Source organism: Blautia sp. AF19-1 (assembly GCF_003479155.1).
GTDB lineage: Bacteria > Bacillota > Clostridia > Lachnospirales > Lachnospiraceae > Fusicatenibacter > Fusicatenibacter saccharivorans.
In genome coordinates, this window is the sequence record NZ_QUGQ01000009.1 from 116,937 (window position 1) to 138,973 (window position 22,037).

Annotated in this window: 17 protein-coding genes, 1 other RNA gene and 1 pseudogene; all 19 read left to right on the plus strand. The window is 46.5% G+C overall.

Annotated features, from left to right (window positions below; all coding sequences use genetic code 11):
• The first annotated feature begins 4 nt into the window (after nt 1–4).
• Entirely contained in the window at nt 5–1,186 is a 1,182-nt protein-coding gene (gene nifS, locus DWX26_RS08120) for a cysteine desulfurase NifS (RefSeq protein ID WP_022463328.1), read from the plus strand.
• Nucleotides 1,187–1,293: 107 nt separating this feature from the next.
• Entirely contained in the window at nt 1,294–1,731 is a 438-nt protein-coding gene (nifU, locus tag DWX26_RS08125) for a Fe-S cluster assembly scaffold protein NifU (RefSeq protein ID WP_022463327.1), read from the plus strand.
• Nucleotides 1,732–1,733: 2 nt separating this feature from the next.
• Complete coding sequence (mnmA, locus tag DWX26_RS08130; RefSeq protein ID WP_118601216.1) at nt 1,734–2,828, plus strand: tRNA 2-thiouridine(34) synthase MnmA; 1,095 nt, start codon at nt 1,734–1,736, stop codon at nt 2,826–2,828.
• The gene (locus DWX26_RS08135) at nt 2,825–3,625 is read left to right on the plus strand and encodes a histidinol-phosphatase HisJ family protein (RefSeq protein WP_022463325.1); all 801 of its coding nucleotides are present in this window, start codon (nt 2,825–2,827) and stop codon (nt 3,623–3,625) included. The genes mnmA and DWX26_RS08135 overlap by 4 nt, the downstream gene beginning before the upstream one ends.
• A 264-nt stretch (nt 3,626–3,889) precedes the next feature.
• Entirely contained in the window at nt 3,890–4,903 is a 1,014-nt protein-coding gene (gene gap / locus DWX26_RS08140) for a type I glyceraldehyde-3-phosphate dehydrogenase (protein WP_022463324.1), read from the plus strand.
• A 214-nt stretch (nt 4,904–5,117) separates the two neighbouring features.
• The gene (locus DWX26_RS08145; protein ID WP_022463323.1) at nt 5,118–6,311 is read left to right on the plus strand and encodes a phosphoglycerate kinase; all 1,194 of its coding nucleotides are present in this window, start codon (nt 5,118–5,120) and stop codon (nt 6,309–6,311) included.
• Nucleotides 6,312–6,392: 81 nt separating this feature from the next.
• Entirely contained in the window at nt 6,393–7,145 is a 753-nt protein-coding gene (tpiA, locus tag DWX26_RS08150; RefSeq protein WP_022463322.1) for a triose-phosphate isomerase, read from the plus strand.
• Nucleotides 7,146–7,392: 247 nt separating this feature from the next.
• Nucleotides 7,393–8,673 (plus strand): type I restriction endonuclease subunit R, EcoR124 family, encoded by a 1,281-nt coding sequence (locus DWX26_RS08155; protein ID WP_442857767.1) that lies wholly within the window; start codon nt 7,393–7,395, stop codon nt 8,671–8,673.
• Between the two features lie 84 nt (nt 8,674–8,757).
• Nucleotides 8,758–10,266 carry an ATP-binding protein gene (locus DWX26_RS08160; RefSeq protein ID WP_117814072.1) on the plus strand — a complete coding sequence of 503 codons (1,509 nt, stop codon included), beginning with the start codon at nt 8,758–8,760 and terminating at the stop codon, nt 10,264–10,266.
• 347 nt (nt 10,267–10,613) lie between these two features.
• Nucleotides 10,614–10,997: a RidA family protein gene (locus tag DWX26_RS08165; protein WP_055218381.1), complete on the plus strand. Its 384-nt coding sequence runs from the start codon at nt 10,614–10,616 to the stop codon at nt 10,995–10,997.
• 15 nt (nt 10,998–11,012) lie between these two features.
• Nucleotides 11,013–12,302 (plus strand): homoserine dehydrogenase, encoded by a 1,290-nt coding sequence (locus DWX26_RS08170; RefSeq protein WP_055267016.1) that lies wholly within the window; start codon nt 11,013–11,015, stop codon nt 12,300–12,302.
• A 180-nt stretch (nt 12,303–12,482) separates the two neighbouring features.
• Nucleotides 12,483–14,024, plus strand: a complete 1,542-nt coding sequence (gpmI, locus tag DWX26_RS08175; protein ID WP_117760394.1) for a 2,3-bisphosphoglycerate-independent phosphoglycerate mutase — start codon at nt 12,483–12,485, stop codon at nt 14,022–14,024.
• A gap of 577 nt (nt 14,025–14,601) precedes the next feature.
• Entirely contained in the window at nt 14,602–15,945 is a 1,344-nt protein-coding gene (gene eno / locus DWX26_RS08180) for a phosphopyruvate hydratase (protein WP_118601218.1), read from the plus strand.
• Nucleotides 15,946–16,030: 85 nt separating this feature from the next.
• On the plus strand, nt 16,031–16,267 hold the full coding sequence (secG, locus tag DWX26_RS08185) for a preprotein translocase subunit SecG (protein ID WP_055226503.1): 237 nt from the start codon (nt 16,031–16,033) through the stop codon (nt 16,265–16,267).
• 223 nt (nt 16,268–16,490) lie between these two features.
• On the plus strand, nt 16,491–18,320 hold the full coding sequence (rnr, locus tag DWX26_RS08190; RefSeq protein ID WP_055226555.1) for a ribonuclease R: 1,830 nt from the start codon (nt 16,491–16,493) through the stop codon (nt 18,318–18,320).
• A 19-nt stretch (nt 18,321–18,339) separates the two neighbouring features.
• Nucleotides 18,340–18,810 (plus strand): SsrA-binding protein SmpB, encoded by a 471-nt coding sequence (smpB, locus tag DWX26_RS08195; RefSeq protein WP_022463315.1) that lies wholly within the window; start codon nt 18,340–18,342, stop codon nt 18,808–18,810.
• A gap of 128 nt (nt 18,811–18,938) precedes the next feature.
• Nucleotides 18,939–19,296, plus strand: a transfer-messenger RNA (tmRNA) gene (gene ssrA, locus DWX26_RS08200).
• 745 nt (nt 19,297–20,041) lie between these two features.
• Nucleotides 20,042–21,502 carry an RNA-binding domain-containing protein gene (locus DWX26_RS08205; protein ID WP_117760391.1) on the plus strand — a complete coding sequence of 487 codons (1,461 nt, stop codon included), beginning with the start codon at nt 20,042–20,044 and terminating at the stop codon, nt 21,500–21,502.
• Nucleotides 21,503–21,515: 13 nt separating this feature from the next.
• A pseudogene (locus DWX26_RS17870) lies at nt 21,516–21,822 on the plus strand (DUF188 domain-containing protein); the annotation flags it as partial.
• Nucleotides 21,823–22,037 lie beyond the last annotated feature (215 nt).

The following is a 22,037-nucleotide window of genomic DNA, read 5'->3' on the forward strand; positions in this document are numbered from 1 at the left end:
AACAATGATTTATCTGGACAATGCGGCAACAACAAAAACAGCCCCGGAAGTTGTCGAGGCTATGCTTCCTTATTTCAGCGAATACTACGGAAATCCATCCAGTATTTATGCAATTGCAGGAAAAAGCAAAGAAGCCATCACCAAAGGAAGAGAGCAGATCGCAAACGTGCTCGGCGCAAAACCGGAGGAAATTTATTTTACAGCCGGCGGCAGCGAGTCCGATAACTGGGCGTTAAAAGCTACCTTTGAAGCATATAAAAATAAAGGAAACCACATTATCACCACAAAAATCGAGCATCATGCGATTCTTCATACCTGTGAGTATCTGGAAAAAGAGCGCGGTGCGAAAATCACCTATATCGGCGTCGATGAGAACGGCGTTGTCAATCTGGATGAACTCGAAGCAGCCATCACACCGGAGACCATTCTGATTTCCGTTATGGCGGCAAACAACGAAATCGGAACGATTCAGCCGATCAAGGAAATCGGAAGAATTGCAAAAGAACACAATATTTTATTCCACACAGATGCCGTACAGGCATTTGGCCAGATCCCGATCAATGTGGATGAGTGCAATATTGATATGCTCAGTTCCAGCGGTCATAAGATTAACGGACCGAAAGGAATCGGCTTCCTTTACATCCGAAAGGGTGTGAAAATCCGCTCCTTCGTACACGGCGGTGCGCAGGAAAGAAAACGCCGTGCCGGAACGGAAAATGTACCGGGCATCGTAGGATATGGAGTTGCGGCAGAGCGTGCGGCAAGAACTATGGCGGAGCGTACCGCAAAAGAAATCGAAGTACGTGATTATCTGATCAACCGTATTTTAACCGAGATTCCGAACTGCCGTCTGAACGGCGATCCGGTAAAACGTCTGCCGAACAACTGCAACATCAGCTTTGAATTCATCGAGGGAGAGTCCCTTCTGATCATGCTGGATATGAAAGGTATCTGCGCATCCAGCGGTTCTGCATGTACTTCCGGATCCCTGGATCCGTCCCATGTACTGCTGGCCATCGGACTGCCGCACGAGAAAGCGCACGGTTCCTTACGTCTGACTTTAAGTGAGGAGATCACAAAAGAGGACGTTGATTTCGTTGTAGAGCAGATCAAAGCGATCGTAGACCGTCTGCGCAGCATGTCCCCGCTGTATGAGGATTACATCAAAAAACAGCAGGGTAAATAAGTTTAAAAAAATAAGACAGTCCATCCAGAAAGCCGGTACAGAAAAATTCAGGTAAAAGCTGTGCCGGAGGAGGACTGCTTTGAAATAGTTCAGGAGGAAGAATAACAATGTACAGTGAAAAAGTAATGGATCATTTCCAGCATCCGAGAAATGTAGGAGAAATTGAGAACGCAAGCGGTGTAGGTACCGTTGGAAATGCAAAATGCGGCGATATCATGAGAATGTATCTTGACATCGACGATAACGGAATCATTCAGGACTGCAAATTCAAAACCTTCGGCTGCGGCGCCGCAGTTGCAACCAGCAGTATGGCAACTGAGCTGGTAAAAGGAAAAACCATCCAGGAAGCTCTGGAAGTAACCAACAAAGCCGTTATGGAAGCACTCGACGGACTTCCGCCGGTCAAAGTTCACTGTTCTCTGCTTGCAGAAGAAGCAATTCACGCTGCGCTCTGGGATTACGCAGAGAAACACCACATCAAGATCGAAGGTCTTGCAAAACCGAAGTCTGATATCAGCGAGGGCGAGGAAGAGGAAGAATACTAAGTATGGGAAAAAAGAAAGTAGTCGTTGGAATGTCCGGCGGCGTAGATTCCTCGGTGGCAGCGTATCTCCTGAAAAAAGCAGGATACGATGTCATCGGGGTGACCATGCAGATCTGGCAGGATGAGGCCGAGACAGTCCAGGAGGAAAACGGGGGCTGTTGCGGCCTTTCTGCTGTTGATGATGCAAGGCGCGTGGCACAGGTGCTGGACATTCCGTATTATGTCATGAATTTCAAAAAAGAGTTCCGTGAGAACGTCATGGACTATTTCACGAACGAATATCTCTGCGGCAGAACACCGAACCCGTGTATCGCCTGCAACCGCTATGTGAAATGGGAAGCGTTGCTTCAGCGCAGTCTTTCCATTGGAGCGGACTACATTGCGACCGGACATTATGCAAGAATCGAACAGCTTGCCAATGGACGGTATGCGATTGCAAATTCGGTAACAGCGGCAAAAGACCAGACGTATGCACTGTATAATCTGACCCAGGAGCAGCTTTCGCATACGCTGATGCCAGTCGGAGACTACACAAAAGATCAGATTCGTGAGATTGCAGCAAAAATCGGTCTTCCGGTAGCAAAAAAGAAGGATTCCCAGGAAATCTGCTTCGTGCCGGATCAGGATTACGCTTCCTTTATCCAGAACGAGACAGGAATCGTGGCACCGAAAGGCAATTTCGTAAATACAAAGGGTGAAATCCTCGGTACCCATGAGGGGATTACCCATTACACCGTAGGACAGCGCCGCGGACTCGGCCTTCCGATGGGACACCGCGTGTTCGTACTGGAAATCCGTCCGGAGACGAACGAGGTTGTGGTCGGCGAAAATGAAGAGGTTTTCGCAAAAGTAGTAAAAGCAAACAAAGTAAACTATATGGCAATTCCGCCGCTGGAACTTGGAGAAGAGCTCTCCTGCACCGCAAAAATCCGGTACGGGCACAAAGGCTCCCCGTGCGTGATCAAACGGACCGGGGAAGATGAGATTACCTGTACCTTCCCGGACGGCGTGCGTGCTCCGACACCGGGACAGACTGTTGTCTTCTACGTGGACGGCTGTGTCGGCGGAGGCGGAACGATTACGGAGGCCGAAAGATGAAGATAGCGGACTGTCATATGCACAGTTTCTTTTCAAGTGACAGCGAAGCACCAACAGAAGAGATGGTAAAACGGGCAGTCGAGCTGGGACTTCCGGCAATCTGCCTGACGGATCACTACGATATGGATTACAGTACCGGCGAGTTCCAGCTCGATACACCGGCATATGCGGCAAAAATCCGGGAACTGCAGGAAAAATACCACGACAGAATTGATATCCGATTCGGCGTGGAACTGGGACTGCAGCTCCACTTAAAAGAACGGATGGAAGAGTATGTAAATGCGTGGCCGTTCGACTATGTGATCGGCTCCATGCATGTCATTGACGGAAAAGACCCCTATTATGAGGATGCTTTCCCGGACTGGACAGCAGAAGAGCTGTACCGGGCGTATTTTCGGGCTACAGCAGAAAATATCCGGTTCTTCCACAATTTCCAGACGCTTGGTCATCTGGATTATGTGGTACGCTACTGCAGAGAAAAGGGAAAAGATTACAGCTACCGCGCATTTGCGGACGAGATCGATACCATTTTAAAAGAGCTGATTCAGTACGATATCGCGCTGGAAATCAACACCGGCGGCTACAAGGCAGGCCTTGGCGTGCCGAATCCGACGCCGGATGTTATCAGAAGATACCGGGAACTGGGCGGCGAAAAGATCACCTTCGGTGCCGATGCCCACAAACCGGAACATATAGCGTTTCATTTCGCGGACGCGGCAGCCATCGCGCAGGAAGCCGGATTCCGGTACTACGTGCGGTTTAAAGAGAAAAAGCCGGAATATCTGCCGATCCAATAGAAAACGCGCAGGAAAAGCCGGAAAAAAGCCCCAGAAAGGCTGGATTCCGGCTTTTCCTGCAATAGACGGAGCTTTCGGAATTTTGCAGAAATACGGATCGGCATCCGGCCTCTTCACAAATTTTAGAAATAATTTCGTATTTTCTTGAAAATAGAACTTGAATTTTCCGACGAAATTAGGTATTATACAGATAAGGTTGATGTTTCTTTAACAAAGTACAGAGACTCAAAATTAAAATTCACTTTTTAGGAGGAATTGAAAATCATGGCAGTAAAAGTAGCAATCAATGGTTTTGGCCGTATCGGACGTCTTGCATTCAGACAGATGTTTGGAGCAGAAGGTTATGAAGTAGTAGCAATCAACGATTTAACATCCCCGAAGATGTTAGCTCATCTGTTAAAATATGACTCTTCTCAGGGAAAATATGCTCTGGCTGATACCGTAACATCCGATGAAGATTCCATCACAGTAGATGGCAAAAACATCAAAATCTATGCTTTCCCGGATGCTAACAACTGCCCATGGGGAGAGCTTGGCGTAGACGTAGTTCTGGAGTGCTCCGGATTCTACACCTCCAAAGCAAAAGCTCAGGCACACATCAATGCAGGCGCTCGTAAAGTAGTTATCTCCGCTCCGGCTGGTAACGACCTTCCGACCATCGTTTACAATGTAAACCATGAGACCCTGACAGCAGACGATAACATCATCTCCGCTGCATCCTGCACCACAAACTGCCTTGCACCTATGGCAAAAGCTCTGAACGAACTGGCTCCGATCAAATCCGGTATCATGGTTACTATCCATGCTTACACTGGAGATCAGATGACTCTGGACGGACCGCAGAGAAAAGGCGATCTGAGAAGATCCCGTGCAGCTGCAGTTAACATCGTTCCAAACAGCACCGGTGCTGCAAAAGCAATCGGCCTTGTTATTCCGGAACTGAACGGCAAACTGATCGGTTCTGCACAGCGTGTTCCAACCCCAACCGGTTCTACCACAATCCTTACAGCAGTTGTAGAAGGAACTGTAACTGTTGATGAGATCAACGCAAAAATGAAAGCATCTGCAACCGAGTCCTTCGGATACAACACAGATGAAATCGTATCCAGCGACATCGTTGGTATGAGATATGGTTCTCTGTTCGATGCAACTCAGACCATGGTTCTTCCGCTGGACAACGGAACAACAGAGGTACAGGTTGTTTCTTGGTATGATAACGAGAACTCCTACACAAGCCAGATGGTTCGTACCATCAAATACTTCAGCGAGTTAGCATAATTTAACAAACTGAACGGCAAAATTTCAGAGCCCAAAGGGTCCGGTCTGTTAAGGACCGGGCCCTTTTTGCGAATGCGGCGGAAAAATACGGCATAAAAACAGCCATTTTCCGTGTGCAAAAATTATAAACTGCATTTTTAAATAAGGACCGCGATGCCGCAAAAACAAAGAAACGGCGCGGCAGATGCAGTTGGATATATGGAGGGAAACGCCCATGTTAAACAAAAAAACCGTAGATGATATCAACGTAAAAGGAAAAAGAGTCCTTGTAAGATGCGACTTCAACGTTCCGCTGATCGATGGAAAAATCACAGATGAGAACCGTCTGGTAGCTGCTCTTCCGACGATCAAAAAACTGATCGCTGACGGCGGAAAAGTAATTCTCTGCTCTCATCTTGGAAAACCGAAAGGAGAACCAAAACCAGAGCTTTCTCTTGCACCGGTTGCAGTTCGCCTTTCCGAGCTTCTCGGACAGGAAGTTAAATTTGCAGCAGATCCTGAGGTTGTAGGACCGAACGCAAAAGCAGCTGTTGAGGCTATGAAAGACGGAGATGTAATCCTTCTGGAGAACACCCGTTATCGTGCAGAAGAGACCAAAAACGGTGAGGAGTTCAGCAAAGAACTGGCTTCCCTGTGCGACGTATTCGTAAATGATGCATTCGGAACCGCACATCGTGCTCATTGCTCCAATGTTGGTGTTACCAAATATGTTGACACTGCAGTTGTTGGTTATCTGATGGAGAAAGAGATCGCATTCCTTGGAAATGCTGTCAACAATCCGGAGCGTCCGTTTGTTGCCATCCTTGGTGGATCCAAAGTATCCAGCAAGATTTCTGTTATCGACAACCTGATCGATAAAGTTGATGTCCTGATCATCGGCGGTGGTATGGCTTATACCTTCGCAAAAGCAGCAGGCGGCACCGTTGGTGATTCTCTGCTTGAGATGGATTATCTGGATTATGCAAACAAAATGAAAGAAAAAGCAGCAGCAAAAGGCGTGAAACTGCTTCTTCCGGTAGACAACGTTGTTGCAGATGCATTCTCAAACGATGCAAATACACAGGTTGTTCCGGCCGGACAGATTCCGGATGGCTGGGAAGGTCTGGATATCGGACCGGAAACTGCAAAACTGTTCGCTGATGCTGTTAAAACTGCTAAAACCGTTGTATGGAACGGACCGATGGGATGCTTCGAGATGCCGAATTTTGCAGCAGGAACCAAAGCAGTTGCAGCAGCACTGGCTGAAACAGATGCAGTTACGATCATCGGCGGCGGAGATTCCGCAGCAGCTGTAAACCAGCTTGGATATGGCGATAAGATGACTCATATCTCCACTGGCGGCGGCGCTTCCCTGGAGTTCCTGGAAGGAAAAGAACTGCCGGGCGTTGCAGCAGCAAACGACAAATAAAACAACGATTCAGAGCGCAAGCGGAATCGAGAGATGGCTCTGAACCGTTTCAATAAGTAAAACTAAGGAGATCAAACGATCATGGCAAGAAAGAAAATTATCGCCGGAAACTGGAAAATGAACATGACTCCGAGCGAGGCAGTAGAGTTAGTTAATACATTAAAACCACTGGTGGCAAATGACGACGTTGACGTTGTTTTCTGCGTACCGGCCATCGATATCATCCCGGTTGTAGAGGCTGCAAAAGGCTCCAACATCCAGATTGGTGCTGAAAATATGTATTTTGAGGAGAAAGGTGCTTTCACAGGCGAAATCTCCCCGGCTATGCTGACAGACGCTGGCGTGAAATACGTTGTACTTGGCCACTCTGAGAGAAGAGAATACTTCGCAGAGACCAGCGAGACCGTAAACAAAAAAATGCTGAAAGCTTTCGAGCACGGCATCACCCCGATCATGTGCTGCGGAGAAACTCTGGAGCAGAGAGAGCAGGGTGTAACGATGGATTTCATCCGTCAGCAGGTAAAGGTTGGATTCCTGAATGTAACAGCAGATCAGGCCAAAACAGCCGTTATCGCTTACGAGCCAATCTGGGCAATCGGAACCGGCAAAACTGCTACAACAGAGCAGGCTGAGGAAGTTTGCAAAGGCATCCGCGAGTGCATCGCTGAAATCTATGATGATGCAACAGCAGCAGCTATCCGTATCCAGTACGGCGGCTCTGTAAACGCAAAAACCGCACCGGAACTGTTCGCACAGGAGAACATTGACGGCGGTCTGGTAGGCGGAGCATCCCTGAAACCAGATTTCGGAGCTATCGTAAACTACAATAAATAATTGATTTTTATACGAAATCAATAAATAAAACAGACTAAGACGCCACCAAACACGGTGAATTTGGCAGAAATGCTGAAGGTGAGATGTTTGGTGGCGCTTTGCTGTTTTTTATGCAACATATAATCCTTGATTTAGCTATAGAGAGTGCCAGTTTGTGCAAAAAGAAATCACTTCGTTTCTGTGTTTTGAAGCGGAGTGATTTTTTGCGCGGATTGAAAAATTCACGTTTTCGTGATATGCTTGTTTTATATCTGTCGACCAGCCGTCCAGAGAGTTTCTGGAAGAAGTAATCAAGGATTATAACAAAATGTTCCATACGAACTACGATACCTCAAGTGATAAATTCCAGAATTATTATAAAGATGTGTCGCTTCGCATGAAGAATAAGGAATTGGACATTCTGATCGTAGTCAATATGTTTCTTACCGGTTTTGATGCGACGACTATGAATACGCTGTGGGTGGATAAAAATCTGAAAATGCACGGACTGATACAGGCGTTTTTCCGTACAAACCGTATTCTGAATTCTATCAAGACCTTTGGAAATATTGTATGTTTCAGAAATCTGCAGAAGCGAGTAGATAGTGCCATTTCCTTGTTTGGGGATAAGAATGCCGGGGGCCTTGTTTTGCTGCAGAGCTTTAAGGATTACTATTACGGATATGAATCCGTAGATGGTAAGCCAATGCCAGGGTATGTGGATCTGATGGAGGAATTGAATCATAAGTTTCCGCTGTCAGAACCGCAGATTGTCGGAGAGCAGAACCAGAAGGATTTTATTGCTTTGTTTGGTGCTATTCTTCGTATGAGAAACCTTCTGCTTTCCTTTGACGAATTTAAGGGGAATGAGCTGATTTCTGAGCGCAATTTGCAAGACTACCTTGGACGTTATCAGGATTTGCGTGACGAGTGGAAACGGAAACGCCGGGAAAGTACGGATATTACAGATGATGTGGTGTTTGAAATTGAATTGATCCGGCAGGTAGAAATCAACATTGATTATATTCTGATGCTTGTAAAGAAGTATCATGATACCCGCTGTGAAGATGAGGAAGTGCTGATAACCATCAATAAAGCGATTGATGCCAGCCCGGAGCTGCGCAGCAAGAAACAGCTTATTGAAACCTTTATTGCAGGAATCAATGATGTGGACGATGTTATGGATGAGTGGCATGAATTTGTTGTGGAACAGCGCGATTATGATCTTAATGTAATTATTACGGAAGAAAAATTGAAGCCGAAAGACACACGAAAGTTCATAGAGAATGCGTTTCGGGACGGAGAGATCAAAACAGCGGGAACGGATATAGATAAAATCATGCCGCCAATTTCTCGTTTTGGTGGTGGCGGAAGAGCCAAGAAAAAACAGAGAGTCATTGAAAAACTGAAAACGTTTTTTGAAAAATATTTCGGTATCGGTGGTTCGTCTTCCTTTAATGAGCCAGAGCATAAAGCCGTGACATACGATCTGAGCGATCAGGAAACAGTGTTGATGGCGGCAGAATCTGAAGCACCATACGGAAAATAGTCATAAATGAATGGAACCACATTGGAAGCAAAAAGCAAAATAATAGAGTCATCATGGACAAAACTTAATCATGGAGGTGATCGGATGACAATAGAAGAAATCCTTGCTGGAGAATCCAAGAACGTTGAATTCAAAGTACAACGTCCAGACAAGAGCATGAAATATATGAAAACGGTTGTTGCTTTCGCTAACGGAAAAGGTGGGAGGATTATATTTGGTATTGACGATAAAACAAGAGAAGTTGTTGGCATTCCGGAGGATAAAGTATTTCGGGAGATTGATGCGATTACGAATGCTATTTCTGACAGTTGTGAACCTACAATTATCCCGGATGTTTATTTGCAAAATATAAATGATAAACCTGTAATTGTTGCAGAAATCAGGACGGGACGTCGGAAACCATATTATATTAAGGCAGAGGGGCTGGAGAATGGCGTATATATTCGAGTTTCTGGAACAACACGCCCTGCTGACCGTGATATGTCAAGAGAATTATATTATGAATGCGATGCCCGCTCTTTTGATTCAATAATCCGCAGAGATATAGAAGTGACCGATGAAGATATTAAAAGTCTCTGTGAACAAATGAAGGAAGTTGCTATTGCCAACTGCAAATCCAATCTTCAGCGATCAGCAGTTAAAGATGTAACGAAAAATGTTTTGCTCAGTTGGGGAATTTTGAAAAAAGATGAGAATGAAAAAATCTATCCGACAAATGCGTATATTTATTTAACGGGACAAGGTGGACTCCGTTCCATGATACAGTGCGCTGTGTTTAAGGGAACGACGCGAGCTGTCTTTTTGGATCGACGTAATTATGAAGGACCGCTTTGGAAGCAAGTAGAGGAAGCGGTGCAGTTTGTCCTTAGAAATATTCGTATGGGATGTCGGCTGGAAGGAGTATATCGACAGGATATTTATGAACTGCCGCCGGATAGTATCCGTGAGTTGATCGTTAATGCAGTTATGAATTGCAGTTACATTCAGAATTCTAATATTCAGGTGGCAATTTATGATGATCGCTTGGAGATCACATCTCCTGGTGGACTGCTTCCTGGCGTAACGATTGAGTTGATGAAGGAAGGATTTTCAAAAATCCGAAATCGTTCGCTTGCCAATGCTTTTGCCTATATGAACCTTGTGGAAGCATGGGGAAGTGGTATTCCGAAACTTATGCAGGCTATGCAGGAATACGGATTGCGTGAACCGGAATTTATTGATATGGAAGTAGCTTTCCGCATCAATCTTTATCGCGGCCAGAATGAGGTCATTGAGGTCAAAAATCGAGATCATGACCTCAATCATGGGTCAAATGATCTCAATCGTGAGCCCGATAATCTCAATCATGAGCCTGTTGACCTCGATCGAGATCCCAATGACCCCAATCATGATCCCAAAGATGACCTTGAAATTCAATTGTCAGAAATGATTTATAAAAATCCGAAACTGACTCAGAAAGAATTAGCAAAAGCGCTTGCAGTTTCTACGGCAACGATTAAGCGTATGCTTACAAAAATGCAGCATGAAGGTAAAGTTATCCGTGAGGGGTCTAATCGAAAAGGAAAATGGATATTGACGGATAAAATGAAATAGGATTGATGATTTGATTGGAAAAGGCAAATGAATTTACCGGCTTTTTTAAGAAAATCAGACGAACTTACAGAACAGTTATCAAAGAAACAAGTGATTGCTGTTATGTCGACATATCACAAAAGATATCCTAGACGGAGTGCGTTCATACATGAATTAATAGAATTTGGATATGTGAAATGAACGATTCTGAACTTTTCTTGTGTCCGGGAGCGGCTTTTTCGCACTTGCGGACATCTCCCACATGTGATATGATGGGAACGACAAAAGTGTCGGAAAAACCGCATGATAGAGGGAAAAAACGCGGCAAATCAGACGACGCGAAAGAAAGCATAAAGGAGAATATGATTATGGCAAGAGAAATCATTAATACAGAAAAAGCACCGGCAGCAATCGGACCTTATGTACAGGCAGTCGCAGACAACGGCCTTTTATTTATTTCCGGACAGCTTGGCTTTGATGTAGAGCATGGCAGCGTGATCCCGGAAACCGTAGAAGAGCAGGCAACCCTCTCTTTAAAGAATCTGGACGCAATCATGACAGCAGCAGGAACTGACCGCACGAAAGTGATGAAAACAACCATTTTCCTGACCGATATGAACGATTTTGCCAAGGTAAATGAAGTATACGGTGCTTTCTTTGGTGAGTCCAAACCGGCTCGTTCCTGTGTAGCAGTTGCCGCTCTTCCGAAAGCAGCAAAAGTGGAAATTGAATGCATCGTATCCCTGAAATAAGAGAGAGAGATGAGTATGGCAGAGGAAAGAGTAATTAAAATCGGAATGCTGGGTCTTGGTACTGTCGGTACCGGTGTGTATAAAGTGCTGAAAAGCCAGCAGGAGGAAATGCTTCCGAAGCTGGGAGCACGTGTAGAGCTGAAAAAAATTCTTGTGCGCAATGTGGAAAAAGCAGCTGCAAAGGTTGACGATCCCTCCATCATTACCACCAGCTTCGAGGAGATTGCCAATGACCCGGAAATCGAGATTGTTGTTGAGGTTATGGGTGGAAAACAGCCGGCCATGAATTACATTCTTGCCTGCCTGGATGCTGGAAAGAATGTTGTAACGGCAAATAAAGATCTGGTGGCATCCGAGGGCAAAAAAATCCTTGCAACAGCAAAGAGAAACGGAAAAGATTTTCTCTATGAGGCATCCGTGGCGGGAGGAATTCCGATCATCCGTCCGGTGAAACAGTGCCTTGCCGCCAATCATATCACAGAGCTGATGGGTATTTTCAACGGTACCACAAATTTCATTCTCACAAAAATGTCGCAGGAAGGCATGGAGTTTGGTGATGCGCTCCGTCTGGCGCAGGACATGGGCTATGCAGAAGCAGACCCGACCGCAGATGTGGAAGGTCTTGATGCCGGCCGCAAGGTAGCAATCCTGGCTTCGGCAGCGTTCAACTCCAGAGTGACATTTGAAGATGTTTACACCGAAGGCATTACCAAAATCACGGCGACCGATATCGAGTACGCAAAAGAGATGGGATGCACGATCAAGCTGCTCGGCGTGGCAAAAGATACCCCGGAAGGAATCGAAGCCCGCGTTCATCCGATGCTGATCGACAGCAATCATCCGCTTGCGACTGTCAATGATTCCTACAATGCCGTATTCCTGACAGGCGATGCCGTACAGGATACGATGTTTTACGGACGAGGTGCCGGAGAGCTTCCGACTGCGAGTGCCGTTGTGGGCGATATTTTCGATGTTGTGCGCAATATTTTATGGAACTGCTGCGGCAGAATCGGCTGCACATGCTACCGGGAATGTCCGATCAAGCGTGTCGGCGAAATTAAGTCGAAATATTTTGTACGCATGCAGATTGAAAATCGGTATGGAACGCTGGCATCGGTAGCTTCTGTCTTTGGAAACAACAAGGTTTCGATTGCACAGATGCTTCAGAAACGTGTCAATGGAAAATACGCCGAGATCGTCGTTATTACGGACGAGGTCAAAGAGCGCCATTTTGAGGATGCCATGCAGATTTTAGGCGGAATGTCGATGATCCAGGAGATTTCTTCGACAATCCGGGTATACTAACAAAATGTAACAATTCAGAGCCATGCGAAATGGAAGAAAAATCGCGAATCATGCTTGCATGAAGGAGCGCTTTTTCTGGAGTTTCATATGGCGAAAAGCAACATCGAGATGCAGCGTAAGCGGAATCGAGACGGGGCTCTGTATTGTTACCCAAAATTTAAGTAAAGAAGGGAATTCACAATGAGTAAAAAACCAACCGTATTAATGATTCTTGACGGATATGGACTGAATGACAAATGCGAGCATAACGCTGTCTGCGAAGCGAAAACTCCGATTATGGACCAGCTGATGAGCCAGTGCCCGTACGTAAAAGGACAGGCCAGCGGACTTGCTGTAGGTCTTCCGGACGGACAGATGGGTAACTCTGAGGTAGGCCATCTGAACATGGGCGCAGGCCGCGTTGTATATCAGGAGCTGACCAGAATCACGAAAGCAATCCAGGACGGCGATTTCTTCGAGAATGAAGAGCTGGTAAAGGCTGTTGAAAATGCAAAAGCAAATAATTCCGCACTGCACCTGTTCGGACTTCTTTCTGACGGCGGTGTTCACAGCCACATCACCCACGTATTCGGACTTCTGGAGCTGGCAAAACGTAAGGGTCTCGAGAAAGTTTATGTACACTGCTTCCTGGATGGCCGTGACACTCCTCCGGCATCCGGAAAATCCTATGTTGAGCAGCTGCAGGCAAAAATGGATGAGATCGGTGTCGGCGAAATCGGCGTGATCTCCGGCCGTTACTATGCAATGGACCGTGATAACCGCTGGGATCGTGTCGAGCTGGCTTACAAAGCTCTGACAAAAGGGGAAGGCGTAGAAGGAACCGATGCAGCAGAGGCTGTTCAGGCTTCCTATGATGCTGAAAAAACCGATGAGTTCGTTCTGCCGACCGTTCTGAAAAAAGACGGAAAACCGGTTGCAACGATTCAGGATAAAGATTCTGTAATTTTCTTCAACTTCCGCCCGGACCGTGCAAGAGAGCTGACAAGAGCATTCTGTGCAGATGAGTTCACCGGATTCGAGAGAGAAAAACGTCTGGATCTGACCTACGTATGCTTCACGGAATACGATGAGACTATCCCGAACAAATCCGTTGCATTCAAAAAAGAAGAGATCACCAACACCTTCGGTGAGTATCTGGCAGCACATAACATGACTCAGGCACGTATTGCTGAGACCGAGAAATATGCACATGTAACCTTCTTCTTCAATGGCGGCGTTGAGGAGCCAAATAAAGGTGAGGATAGAATCCTTGTAAAATCCCCGAAGGTTGCTACTTATGACCTGAAGCCGGAGATGAGTGCTTACGAAGTATGCGACAAGCTGACGGATGCTATTCGTTCCCAGAAATATGATGTTATCATCATCAACTTTGCAAATCCGGATATGGTTGGCCATACCGGTGTTGAGAGCGCAGCAATCCAGGCAGTTGAGGCTGTTGATGAGTGCGTAGGCAAAGCAGTGGAGGCATTAAAAGAGGTTGACGGCCAGATGTTCATCTGTGCGGACCACGGAAATGCAGAGCAGCTTGTAGACTATGAGACCGGCGAGCCATACACCGCTCATACCACCAATCCGGTTCCGTTCATTCTGGTTAATGCAGATCCATCCTACACGTTAAGAGAGGGCGGCTGCCTGGCAGACATCGCACCGACTCTGATCGAGCTGATGGGCATGGAGCAGCCAAAAGAAATGACAGGAAAATCCCTGCTGATTAAGAAATAAAGAGAAATCGTGAAAATGTCCCTGCCGGATTCGTTTTGAAACGGGTGCGGCAGGGATATTTTATTATAATAATCTGAAAATAAAAATAATTACGCAATAAGAGACAGAATAAAAATGGAAAACAGATAAAAAATCAAAATAAAGTGTTGACAAACGGTGAGAAAACTGATATAGTAAAGTCAACAAAAGAAAACGGAAGAAAAAAAACAGAAAGAGAGGACGGACCACCGAGAACATAACGAATTACCCCATAAACTAAGAAAGCGAAGGTATGGACCCAAGAAAACGTAACGAAGTACCCCAAAGTGAAACAAAAGAACAAAAGAACAAAAGAACAAAAGAACAAAAAAGAAAGGATTCAGTCCAATGCACAGTTCTAACTTATGAAAGCCATCCGAAAATGGAAAAATCGGATGGCTTTCATATTGCGTTTTTTTATGTTTGAAAAGAATAAGGACTGGAAAAAAGAGGTTTCGACAGAGAGAGCAACATATTTTTCCCATAGCACGGTCATACTGTGAACGCAGAGAAGAAACTTGGTTACTGTTCACTTTGCAGCAAAACAGGAGGGAAAACTATGTTTCGATATTTACCAATTCGAAGCGTGACAGGAAGAGAAATTCTGGATTCGCGCGGAAATCCGACCGTAGAGGTGGAAGTGGCCGTCGGGGAGGGGATTCTCGGACTGGAAGGCCATATGGGGCGTGCCCAGGTGCCGTCCGGGGCATCGACAGGAAAATTTGAGGCACTGGAAAAAAGAGATCAGGAAGTGCGCTATCTGGGGCAGGGCGTGAGAAAGGCTGTAGAAGCGGTCAATACCGTGCTGGCCGATGCCGTTGTCGGCGAGAATGCGCTCGAGCAGGAGCGGATCGACCATATCCTGTGCCAGGCAGACGGAACCGAAACGAAAGAAAACCTCGGGGCAAACGCCATTCTCGGTGTCTCACTTGCTGTGGCGCGCGCGGCGGCAAATGCGATTCATCTGCCGCTGTACCAGTACCTGGGCGGCTGCCACACAAGCCGTATGCCCGTGCCGATGATGAATATTTTAAACGGCGGCCGTCATGCCGACAACACCGTCGATCTGCAGGAATTTATGATTATGCCGTGCGGCGCTCCCTCATTCCGGGAGGGTCTTTCCATGTGCGCGGAGATTTACCATACGCTGAAGCAGCTCCTGAAGGAGAAGGGATACTCGACTTCTGTCGGCGATGAGGGCGGCTTTGCGCCGGATTTAAAGGATTCCGATGAAGCACTGCAGCTCATTGTCAATGCGATCCAGAAAGCCGGCTATGCGCCCGGAAACGACGTGATGATCGCGATCGATGCGGCGGCAAGCGAGCTCTACGAGGAGAGCAGGAACGTCTACTACTTTCCCGGGGAATCCCGTCAGTGCGGAAAGACAGTATTTCGGGATACCGCAGAAATGGTTGCCTACTATGAGGAACTGATCGAAAAATACCCGATCGTATCCATCGAAGACGGGCTGTGCGAGGACGATTTCGAAGGCTGGAAACAGATGACGGAAGCGCTCGGGAACAGAGTACAGCTGGTCGGGGATGATCTGTTTGTGACGAATGTAAGAAGGCTTTCCTGCGGCATTGCACTTGGCACGGCAAATGCGGTTCTGATCAAGGTAAACCAGATCGGAACGCTCTCTGAGGCGCTGGATGCGGTGGAGATGGCGCAGAGAGCAGGGTACCGCGCCGTCATTTCCCACCGGTCCGGAGAGACAGAGGATGATTTTCTGGCAGACCTTGCCGTCGCGACAGGCGCCGGCCAGATCAAAACCGGAGCACCGTGCCGGTCGGAGCGGAATGCGAAATACAATGAGCTTCTCCGCATCGAGGAACGCCTCGGTGAGGAAGCGAAATACCGGAATCCGTTCCCGCAAAAGGGAACCGGCGTAAGAGAGTGGTGAAAAACGGCTAAAATAGGCAAATAACAGTTGAAATCGTTCTTCCGCTATGGTAAAATAATATAAGTTGGCCGTAGGAGGTGTAATTGTGGAAATTTTAAGAACGATTTTGACAGTCATTTATGTCATTGATTGTATTGCTTTAACCGTTGTTGTATTGATGCAGGAAGGAAAACAGCAGGGTCTCGGTGCTATCGCAGGTATCTCAGACACTTACTGGGGAAGAAACAAAAGCCGTTCTGCAGAAGGAACTCTGATCCGTGCAACAAAAATCATGGCAGTTCTGTTTATTGTACTGTCGGTTGTATTAAACATGAATTTTTAGCAAAGTAAAGACATCCTTATTCCCACGAGAAGGCGTAAGGGTGTCTTTTTCTACAAAGAGGAGATAATAGATGAAAGATAATAAGAAGAAAAAAGATCGGAGGAAATATCCGCAGGGCAGCGCGGCGTCCCATGCAGGACAGAACAGCGGGAACCATGGCGGTCATGCGGGCCATCCGCGTTCCAGAAGTTCGAAACTGCTGAAAAACCGCAAGACGCTGCTCATGGATCTCGTAAGCTCGAAAAACTATGAGCCGATGCGTCTGAAAGACATTGCCATGCTGCTGCAGGTGCCGAAAGCAAAACGGTCGGAGCTTGCGGAGGTTATGGAAATCCTGGTAAAAGAAGGAAAAATCGATGTGATCTCCGACGGCCGTTACCAGAAGAGCCGCGGTGCATCCACAACGACGGAAAAACGGGAAAAAAGAGACCGCCGCGCCGGAGAGCAGGGCAGAAGAGGACGCGATGACCGATTCCGCAGAAAGAATGGAAAGGACGGCGACACAGAGAAGAAGCCGCGTATCCAGACTGTCGATATCCAGGCAGTCGTGGACGCTTACCAGATCCCGGAGGAGTTCCCGGCACGCGTGATCACACAGGCAGAAAAATGCCCGGAGGAAGTAATTCCAAACGATTACAACGGCCGCCTCGATCTAAAAAGCTGGCAGATGGTGACAATCGACGGCGAGGATGCCAAAGACCTCGATGACGCCGTATCCGTCACAAAAGCGGGCGATACGTGGACGCTTGGCGTTCATATCGCTGATGTGAGCAACTATGTGCAGGAAAATTCCGCCCTCGACCGTGAGGCGTTAAAGCGCGGCACCAGTGTCTATCTGCCGGACCGCGTTATTCCGATGCTGCCGAAGCGTCTGTCAAACGGCATCTGTTCCCTGAATGAAGGACAGGAGCGCCTGGCACTCTCCTGTATTATGACGATCAACGAGAAAGGCCGTGTGATCGGCCATCAGATCGCTGAGACGGTGATCCGCGTGGACCGCCGCATGACCTACACCGCCGTCAATGCAATCCTGACCGAGCCGGAAGCACATCCGGAGCTGCTGGAGGAATATCATGAGCTGGTTCCGATGTTCCGCCAGATGCAGGAACTGTCTGCACTGATCCGGAGCTGTCGGAAAGAACGCGGAGCAATTGATTTTGAATTCCCGGAGAGCAAAGTAATTCTTGATGCAGAAGGGACGCCGGTGGAGATCCGCCCGTATCCGTCGAACGTGGCAACACGGATGATCGAGGACTTCATGCTGATGGCGAACGAGACCGTGGCAGAGGAATACTGCACACGCGAAATCCCGTTCTTATACCGGACGCATGACAAGCCGGACGGAGACCGCATGGAGGCAACGCTGACGCTGATCCGTGAACAGGGCATCAAAGTCGAAAAGCGTTCCCATGAGATTACGCCGGGTGAGGTGCAGAAGATTCTCACCAGCATCGAGGGAACCCCGGAAGAGCCGCTGATCAGCCGCCTGCTGCTCCGGTCGATGGCAAGAGCCATTTATACCCCGGAATGCAGCGGCCACTTCGGACTGGCAGCGTCATATTACTGCCATTTTACCTCACCAATCCGCCGTTACCCGGATCTGCAGATCCACCGCATTATCAAGGATGATCTGCGGGGACGTCTCGACAAGGGCGGCAGAATCGGCAAATATTCGTCCATTTTGCAGCATGTGGCGGAGCAGTCGAGTGCGATGGAGCAGCGTGCTGCAGAGGCAGAAAGAGAGGCTGTGAAACTGAAGAAAGCCGAATATATGCTGGAGCATGTCGGCGAAGAGTACGACGGCGTCATTTCCGGCGTGACCGGCTGGGGCTTCTATGTAGAGCTGCCAAATACCGTCGAGGGACTCGTTCACATTATGACACTCAAAGACGATTATTACAATTTCGATGAAGAAAATTACCGTCTGGTCGGAGAGCAGCACGGAAGAGTATTCCGCCTTGGTGAGCCGGTGCGTGTCCGTGTCCGAAACGCCGAGCCTGCCAACCGGACAATCGATTTTACGTATGTAGAAAAAGAAACCGAGACAGAATAAATCCTTGGAGGAAAAAGTTATGGCAAAACAAAAAGGAAATCGAATGATTGCCAACAATAAAAAGGCATATCATGACTATTTTATCGAGGATAAATACGAGGCCGGCATCTCCCTTGCCGGTACCGAGGTAAAATCCCTCCGCATGGGAAAATGCAGCATCAAGGAGTCCTTCATCCGCATTGAGCGTGATGAGGTATTCATCTACGGCATGCACATCAGTCCGTACGAGAAGGGCAACATATTCAATAAAGACCCGCTGCGCATCCGGAAACTGCTGCTGCACGACTATGAGATCCGCAAACTTGAGGCGCAGATCAAGGAAAAAGGCTACACGCTCGTTCCGCTGCAGGTGTATTTTAAAGGCAGCCTCGTAAAAGTCGAGATCGGTCTGGCACGCGGTAAAAAACTGTATGATAAACGGCAGGATATCGCAAAGAAGGATCAGAGACGTGAGGCGGAGAGAGATTTCAAAGTTAAAAATCTGTATTAAAAATCCTTGACAAAAAGTATGGGGAAAGACTATAATACAATATACGGCAGTTGAAAGAGAGTTTTCACTGCACCGGGACGATCTGTTTGCGTCCCCGTATCAAAGAAAAGCGTCTGTAGAGCCAGCACGGGCTTGTACTGGTTTCGACGGGGGTTTTGAAGTTTGGGAAGCCATTCGTGGACTCCGGGACCGCGTCATCAACCTGGAACCTAAATTTAAACGCAGACGATAATTACGTAGCGTACGCTGCCTAAGTGCGGCGTTGTCAGCTGAATAGTTTTCCGCGGCTATTCTCCTGGCATCAAACAGATGCGGAGCACTTCGTTTCCAAAGCTTTGCGGAGATGGAAGATTTTATGAAGCTACCGAAGCGGCAAGCCTGTCATCCGGCGTGCCGATGGGGGAACCTTTAATAGAATGACTGTAATGGGAGATGCCTGAATGAATAGGCTTTCGGACAGGGGTTCGATTCCCCTCAGGTCCATACCTGAAAAACCGCTAAAATCCAGTGTTTTAGCGGTTTTTTTGTACATTTTTGATGGAAAAAACAGGGCAAAAATGCCGCTTTAGACCGTTTCAGACCGTTTAAAACCGCATGAATTTTGGTCAAAAAAGAAAGGAAAAATTCGAAATTTTGTCAAACTTTATCTTTATTCGCATTGTTAAGAACGTAAAAGAGACCGTTTCAAAGTGCTGCAGGCACATGAAGTAGAGATACTTGATGTGCCTGCTTTTTTGTACAATAGGAAAGTTCGACTTCCGTCGAACTCTTGATAAAAAGAGCCCGCACAAAGGCGGGCATGGCAAACAGACGATAGATTAAAAGAAGTCAATGTAAAAGCCTTCTTCAAATTCATCCTCATCAAGATCGTCATCTTCGGTAAGAAAATAGTGCATATGCACTATTTAAAAACGGTGGCTCCTTATAACAAAGATTTCTGTTCACAATATAAAAAAATATCCAGCAGGTTAACTTTTGAAGCGGTAAAACAAATGCTTAAGGATGTTTTGAGTTGGTAAGGGACTAATAGATTCTGTACTTTTCGCCCTATGATTGAATCTGATCATGCGCGAGAAAAGGAAAATAATAGAATTGACAGACTTGAAAAAATGAATTACGATTTTTAAAAGTACTGCATTGCTTGAATGAGAATTATATGTTAAGGTAACAGATATAAAGAGAACTTTAAGCATTGATTTATTAAAATAAACACGGATAGCGAGGTGTATTTATGACCATAGAAGAAATTCTTGCAGGAGAATCCAAAAACGTAGAATTCAAAGAGAACCTGCCGGAAAAGAGCATCAAATATATGAAGTCTGTGGTTGCCTTTGCAAATGGAACCGGAGGAAAAATTATTTTTGGAATTGCGGACAAAACCCGAGAAGTGGTTGGCTTTGACAAGGAAGATGTATTCAAAAAGATGGATGCGATTGCCAATGCCGTCTCGGATAGCTGTGAACCGGCAATTATTCCAGATATTACGCTGCAGACAGTTGATGGCAAGACGGTTATTGTGGCAGAAATTTCTGAAGGCAGACAGCGGCCATATTACATTAAAGCGCTTGGACGAGAGAGAGGCGTATATGTCCGTGTTGCTGGAACAACCCGGCTTGCTGACGAGTATATGATCAAAGAGCTGATGCTTGAGGGAAGCAATCGTTATTTTGATCAGGCGTTATGTACTGGACTGAGTGTTACAGAAGAAGAAATTGATACGCTTTGTAAAGCGATGAAGGAGCAGGCAGTCAAAAATGCCCATAATGAGGAGCAGAAAGCATCGGTAAAAGACGTTGGAAAGCAGCAGCTTCGGTCCTGGGGTATTTTGATTGAACGTGATGGAAAAGACTACCCTTCTAACGCTTATGCTATCTTAACGGGCTGTGGAGGGCTTCATGTTGCCATTCAGTGCGGTGTGTTTAAGGGAACAACGAAAGCGGTTTTTGTTGATCGAAGGGAATATACGGGTCCTTTGTGGGAACAAATAGAGGAAGCATTTCAGTTTGTTCTGCGAAATATTCATCTGGGAGCTACGCTTGTCGGCATTTACCGTCAGGATATTTATGAAATCCCGCCGGATGCAATTCGTGAGCTGATTATCAACGCGGTGGTGCATCGCAGCTATCTGGATCATGGTACAATACAGGTTGCGGTGTATGACAACCGACTGGAAATCACATCGCCGGGGAAATTGCCGATGGGACAAACGTTGGAGCGTATGAAAGAAGGCTATTCCAAAATCAGGAATGAAGCCCTTGCACATGCCTTTTCGTATATGAATCTGATTGAACATTGGGGAAGCGGGATTCCGAGAATTATAGACAAGGTAAAATCTGCTGGACTACAGGAACCGGAGTTTATTGGTGGAGAAGTTGACTTGCGTATCAATATCTATCGAGGACAAAACGATACAAATAACGCCAGAATCAACGCCAAGAAAACAAAAAATGGCGTTAATGATATAAAAAATGGCATTGATGGCGTTAAAATATCACGAACGAAGGAACAGGTTCAGATAGAAAAACTGTTACAGGCTATAGAAAAGAACCCATTTGCAACCCAGGCGTATTATGCGGAACAGATCGGTGTGTCCAAAAGAACTGTTTCACGAATATTTGTTTCTTTACAGCAAAATGGTGTGTTGGTACAAAATGGAACAAACAGAAAATCGAATTGGGTAATCATAAAGTAGGAGAAACAGAAGAATGCAAATATTGGTCGATGCAGATGCCTGTCCGGTAATTGAGACGGTTGAGAAAATTGCAAAAGAGCATTGTGTTCCGGTAACACTGTTGTGCGATACCAATCATGATTTGATATTTGATATCGGATTATAGCGAAATAGTCGTGGTTGGTGATGGAGCAGATGCTGTGGATTATGAACTGATCCGTGTCTGTCATAAAGGCGATATTGTCGTATCGCAGGATTATGGTGTGACGGCGATAGCGTTGGGAAGAGGTTCTTATGCGATTCATCATTCTGGTAAATGGTACACGAATAAGAATATCGATTAGATGCTCATGGAGCGTTATTTAAACAACGAAGTGAAAAAATACCCGCATCATCGTGTCAGAAGGACAAAGAAGCGAAAAAAAGGCGGATACTGAGGGATTTGAACAGTCTTTTGAAAAAATGTTAGGGATGATACAGGAGAAAGAAGGAAAAGAGTTTAGAACTATAAATGAGCAAATATCGAATTTTGCACAAACTTATCCCACAAACTTAA

Bases quoted from the DNA above. Each gene is read 5' to 3' on its own strand.
- DWX26_RS08205 (WP_117760391.1), top strand. From the start codon at position 20,042: ATGACCATAGAAGAAATTCTTGCAGGAGAATCCAAAAACGTAGAATTC.
- gpmI (WP_117760394.1), top strand. From the start codon at position 12,483: ATGAGTAAAAAACCAACCGTATTAATGATTCTTGACGGATATGGACTG.
- nifS (WP_022463328.1), top strand. From the start codon at position 5: ATGATTTATCTGGACAATGCGGCAACAACAAAAACAGCCCCGGAAGTT.
- mnmA (WP_118601216.1), top strand. From the start codon at position 1,734: ATGGGAAAAAAGAAAGTAGTCGTTGGAATGTCCGGCGGCGTAGATTCC.
- DWX26_RS08170 (WP_055267016.1), top strand. From the start codon at position 11,013: ATGGCAGAGGAAAGAGTAATTAAAATCGGAATGCTGGGTCTTGGTACT.
- gap (WP_022463324.1), top strand. From the start codon at position 3,890: ATGGCAGTAAAAGTAGCAATCAATGGTTTTGGCCGTATCGGACGTCTT.
- DWX26_RS08145 (WP_022463323.1), top strand. From the start codon at position 5,118: ATGTTAAACAAAAAAACCGTAGATGATATCAACGTAAAAGGAAAAAGA.
- nifU (WP_022463327.1), top strand. From the start codon at position 1,294: ATGTACAGTGAAAAAGTAATGGATCATTTCCAGCATCCGAGAAATGTA.
- tpiA (WP_022463322.1), top strand. From the start codon at position 6,393: ATGGCAAGAAAGAAAATTATCGCCGGAAACTGGAAAATGAACATGACT.
- DWX26_RS08160 (WP_117814072.1), top strand. From the start codon at position 8,758: ATGACAATAGAAGAAATCCTTGCTGGAGAATCCAAGAACGTTGAATTC.
- DWX26_RS08135 (WP_022463325.1), top strand. From the start codon at position 2,825: ATGAAGATAGCGGACTGTCATATGCACAGTTTCTTTTCAAGTGACAGC.
- smpB (WP_022463315.1), top strand. From the start codon at position 18,340: ATGGCAAAACAAAAAGGAAATCGAATGATTGCCAACAATAAAAAGGCA.
- DWX26_RS08165 (WP_055218381.1), top strand. From the start codon at position 10,614: ATGGCAAGAGAAATCATTAATACAGAAAAAGCACCGGCAGCAATCGGA.
- rnr (WP_055226555.1), top strand. From the start codon at position 16,491: ATGGATCTCGTAAGCTCGAAAAACTATGAGCCGATGCGTCTGAAAGAC.
- eno (WP_118601218.1), top strand. From the start codon at position 14,602: ATGTTTCGATATTTACCAATTCGAAGCGTGACAGGAAGAGAAATTCTG.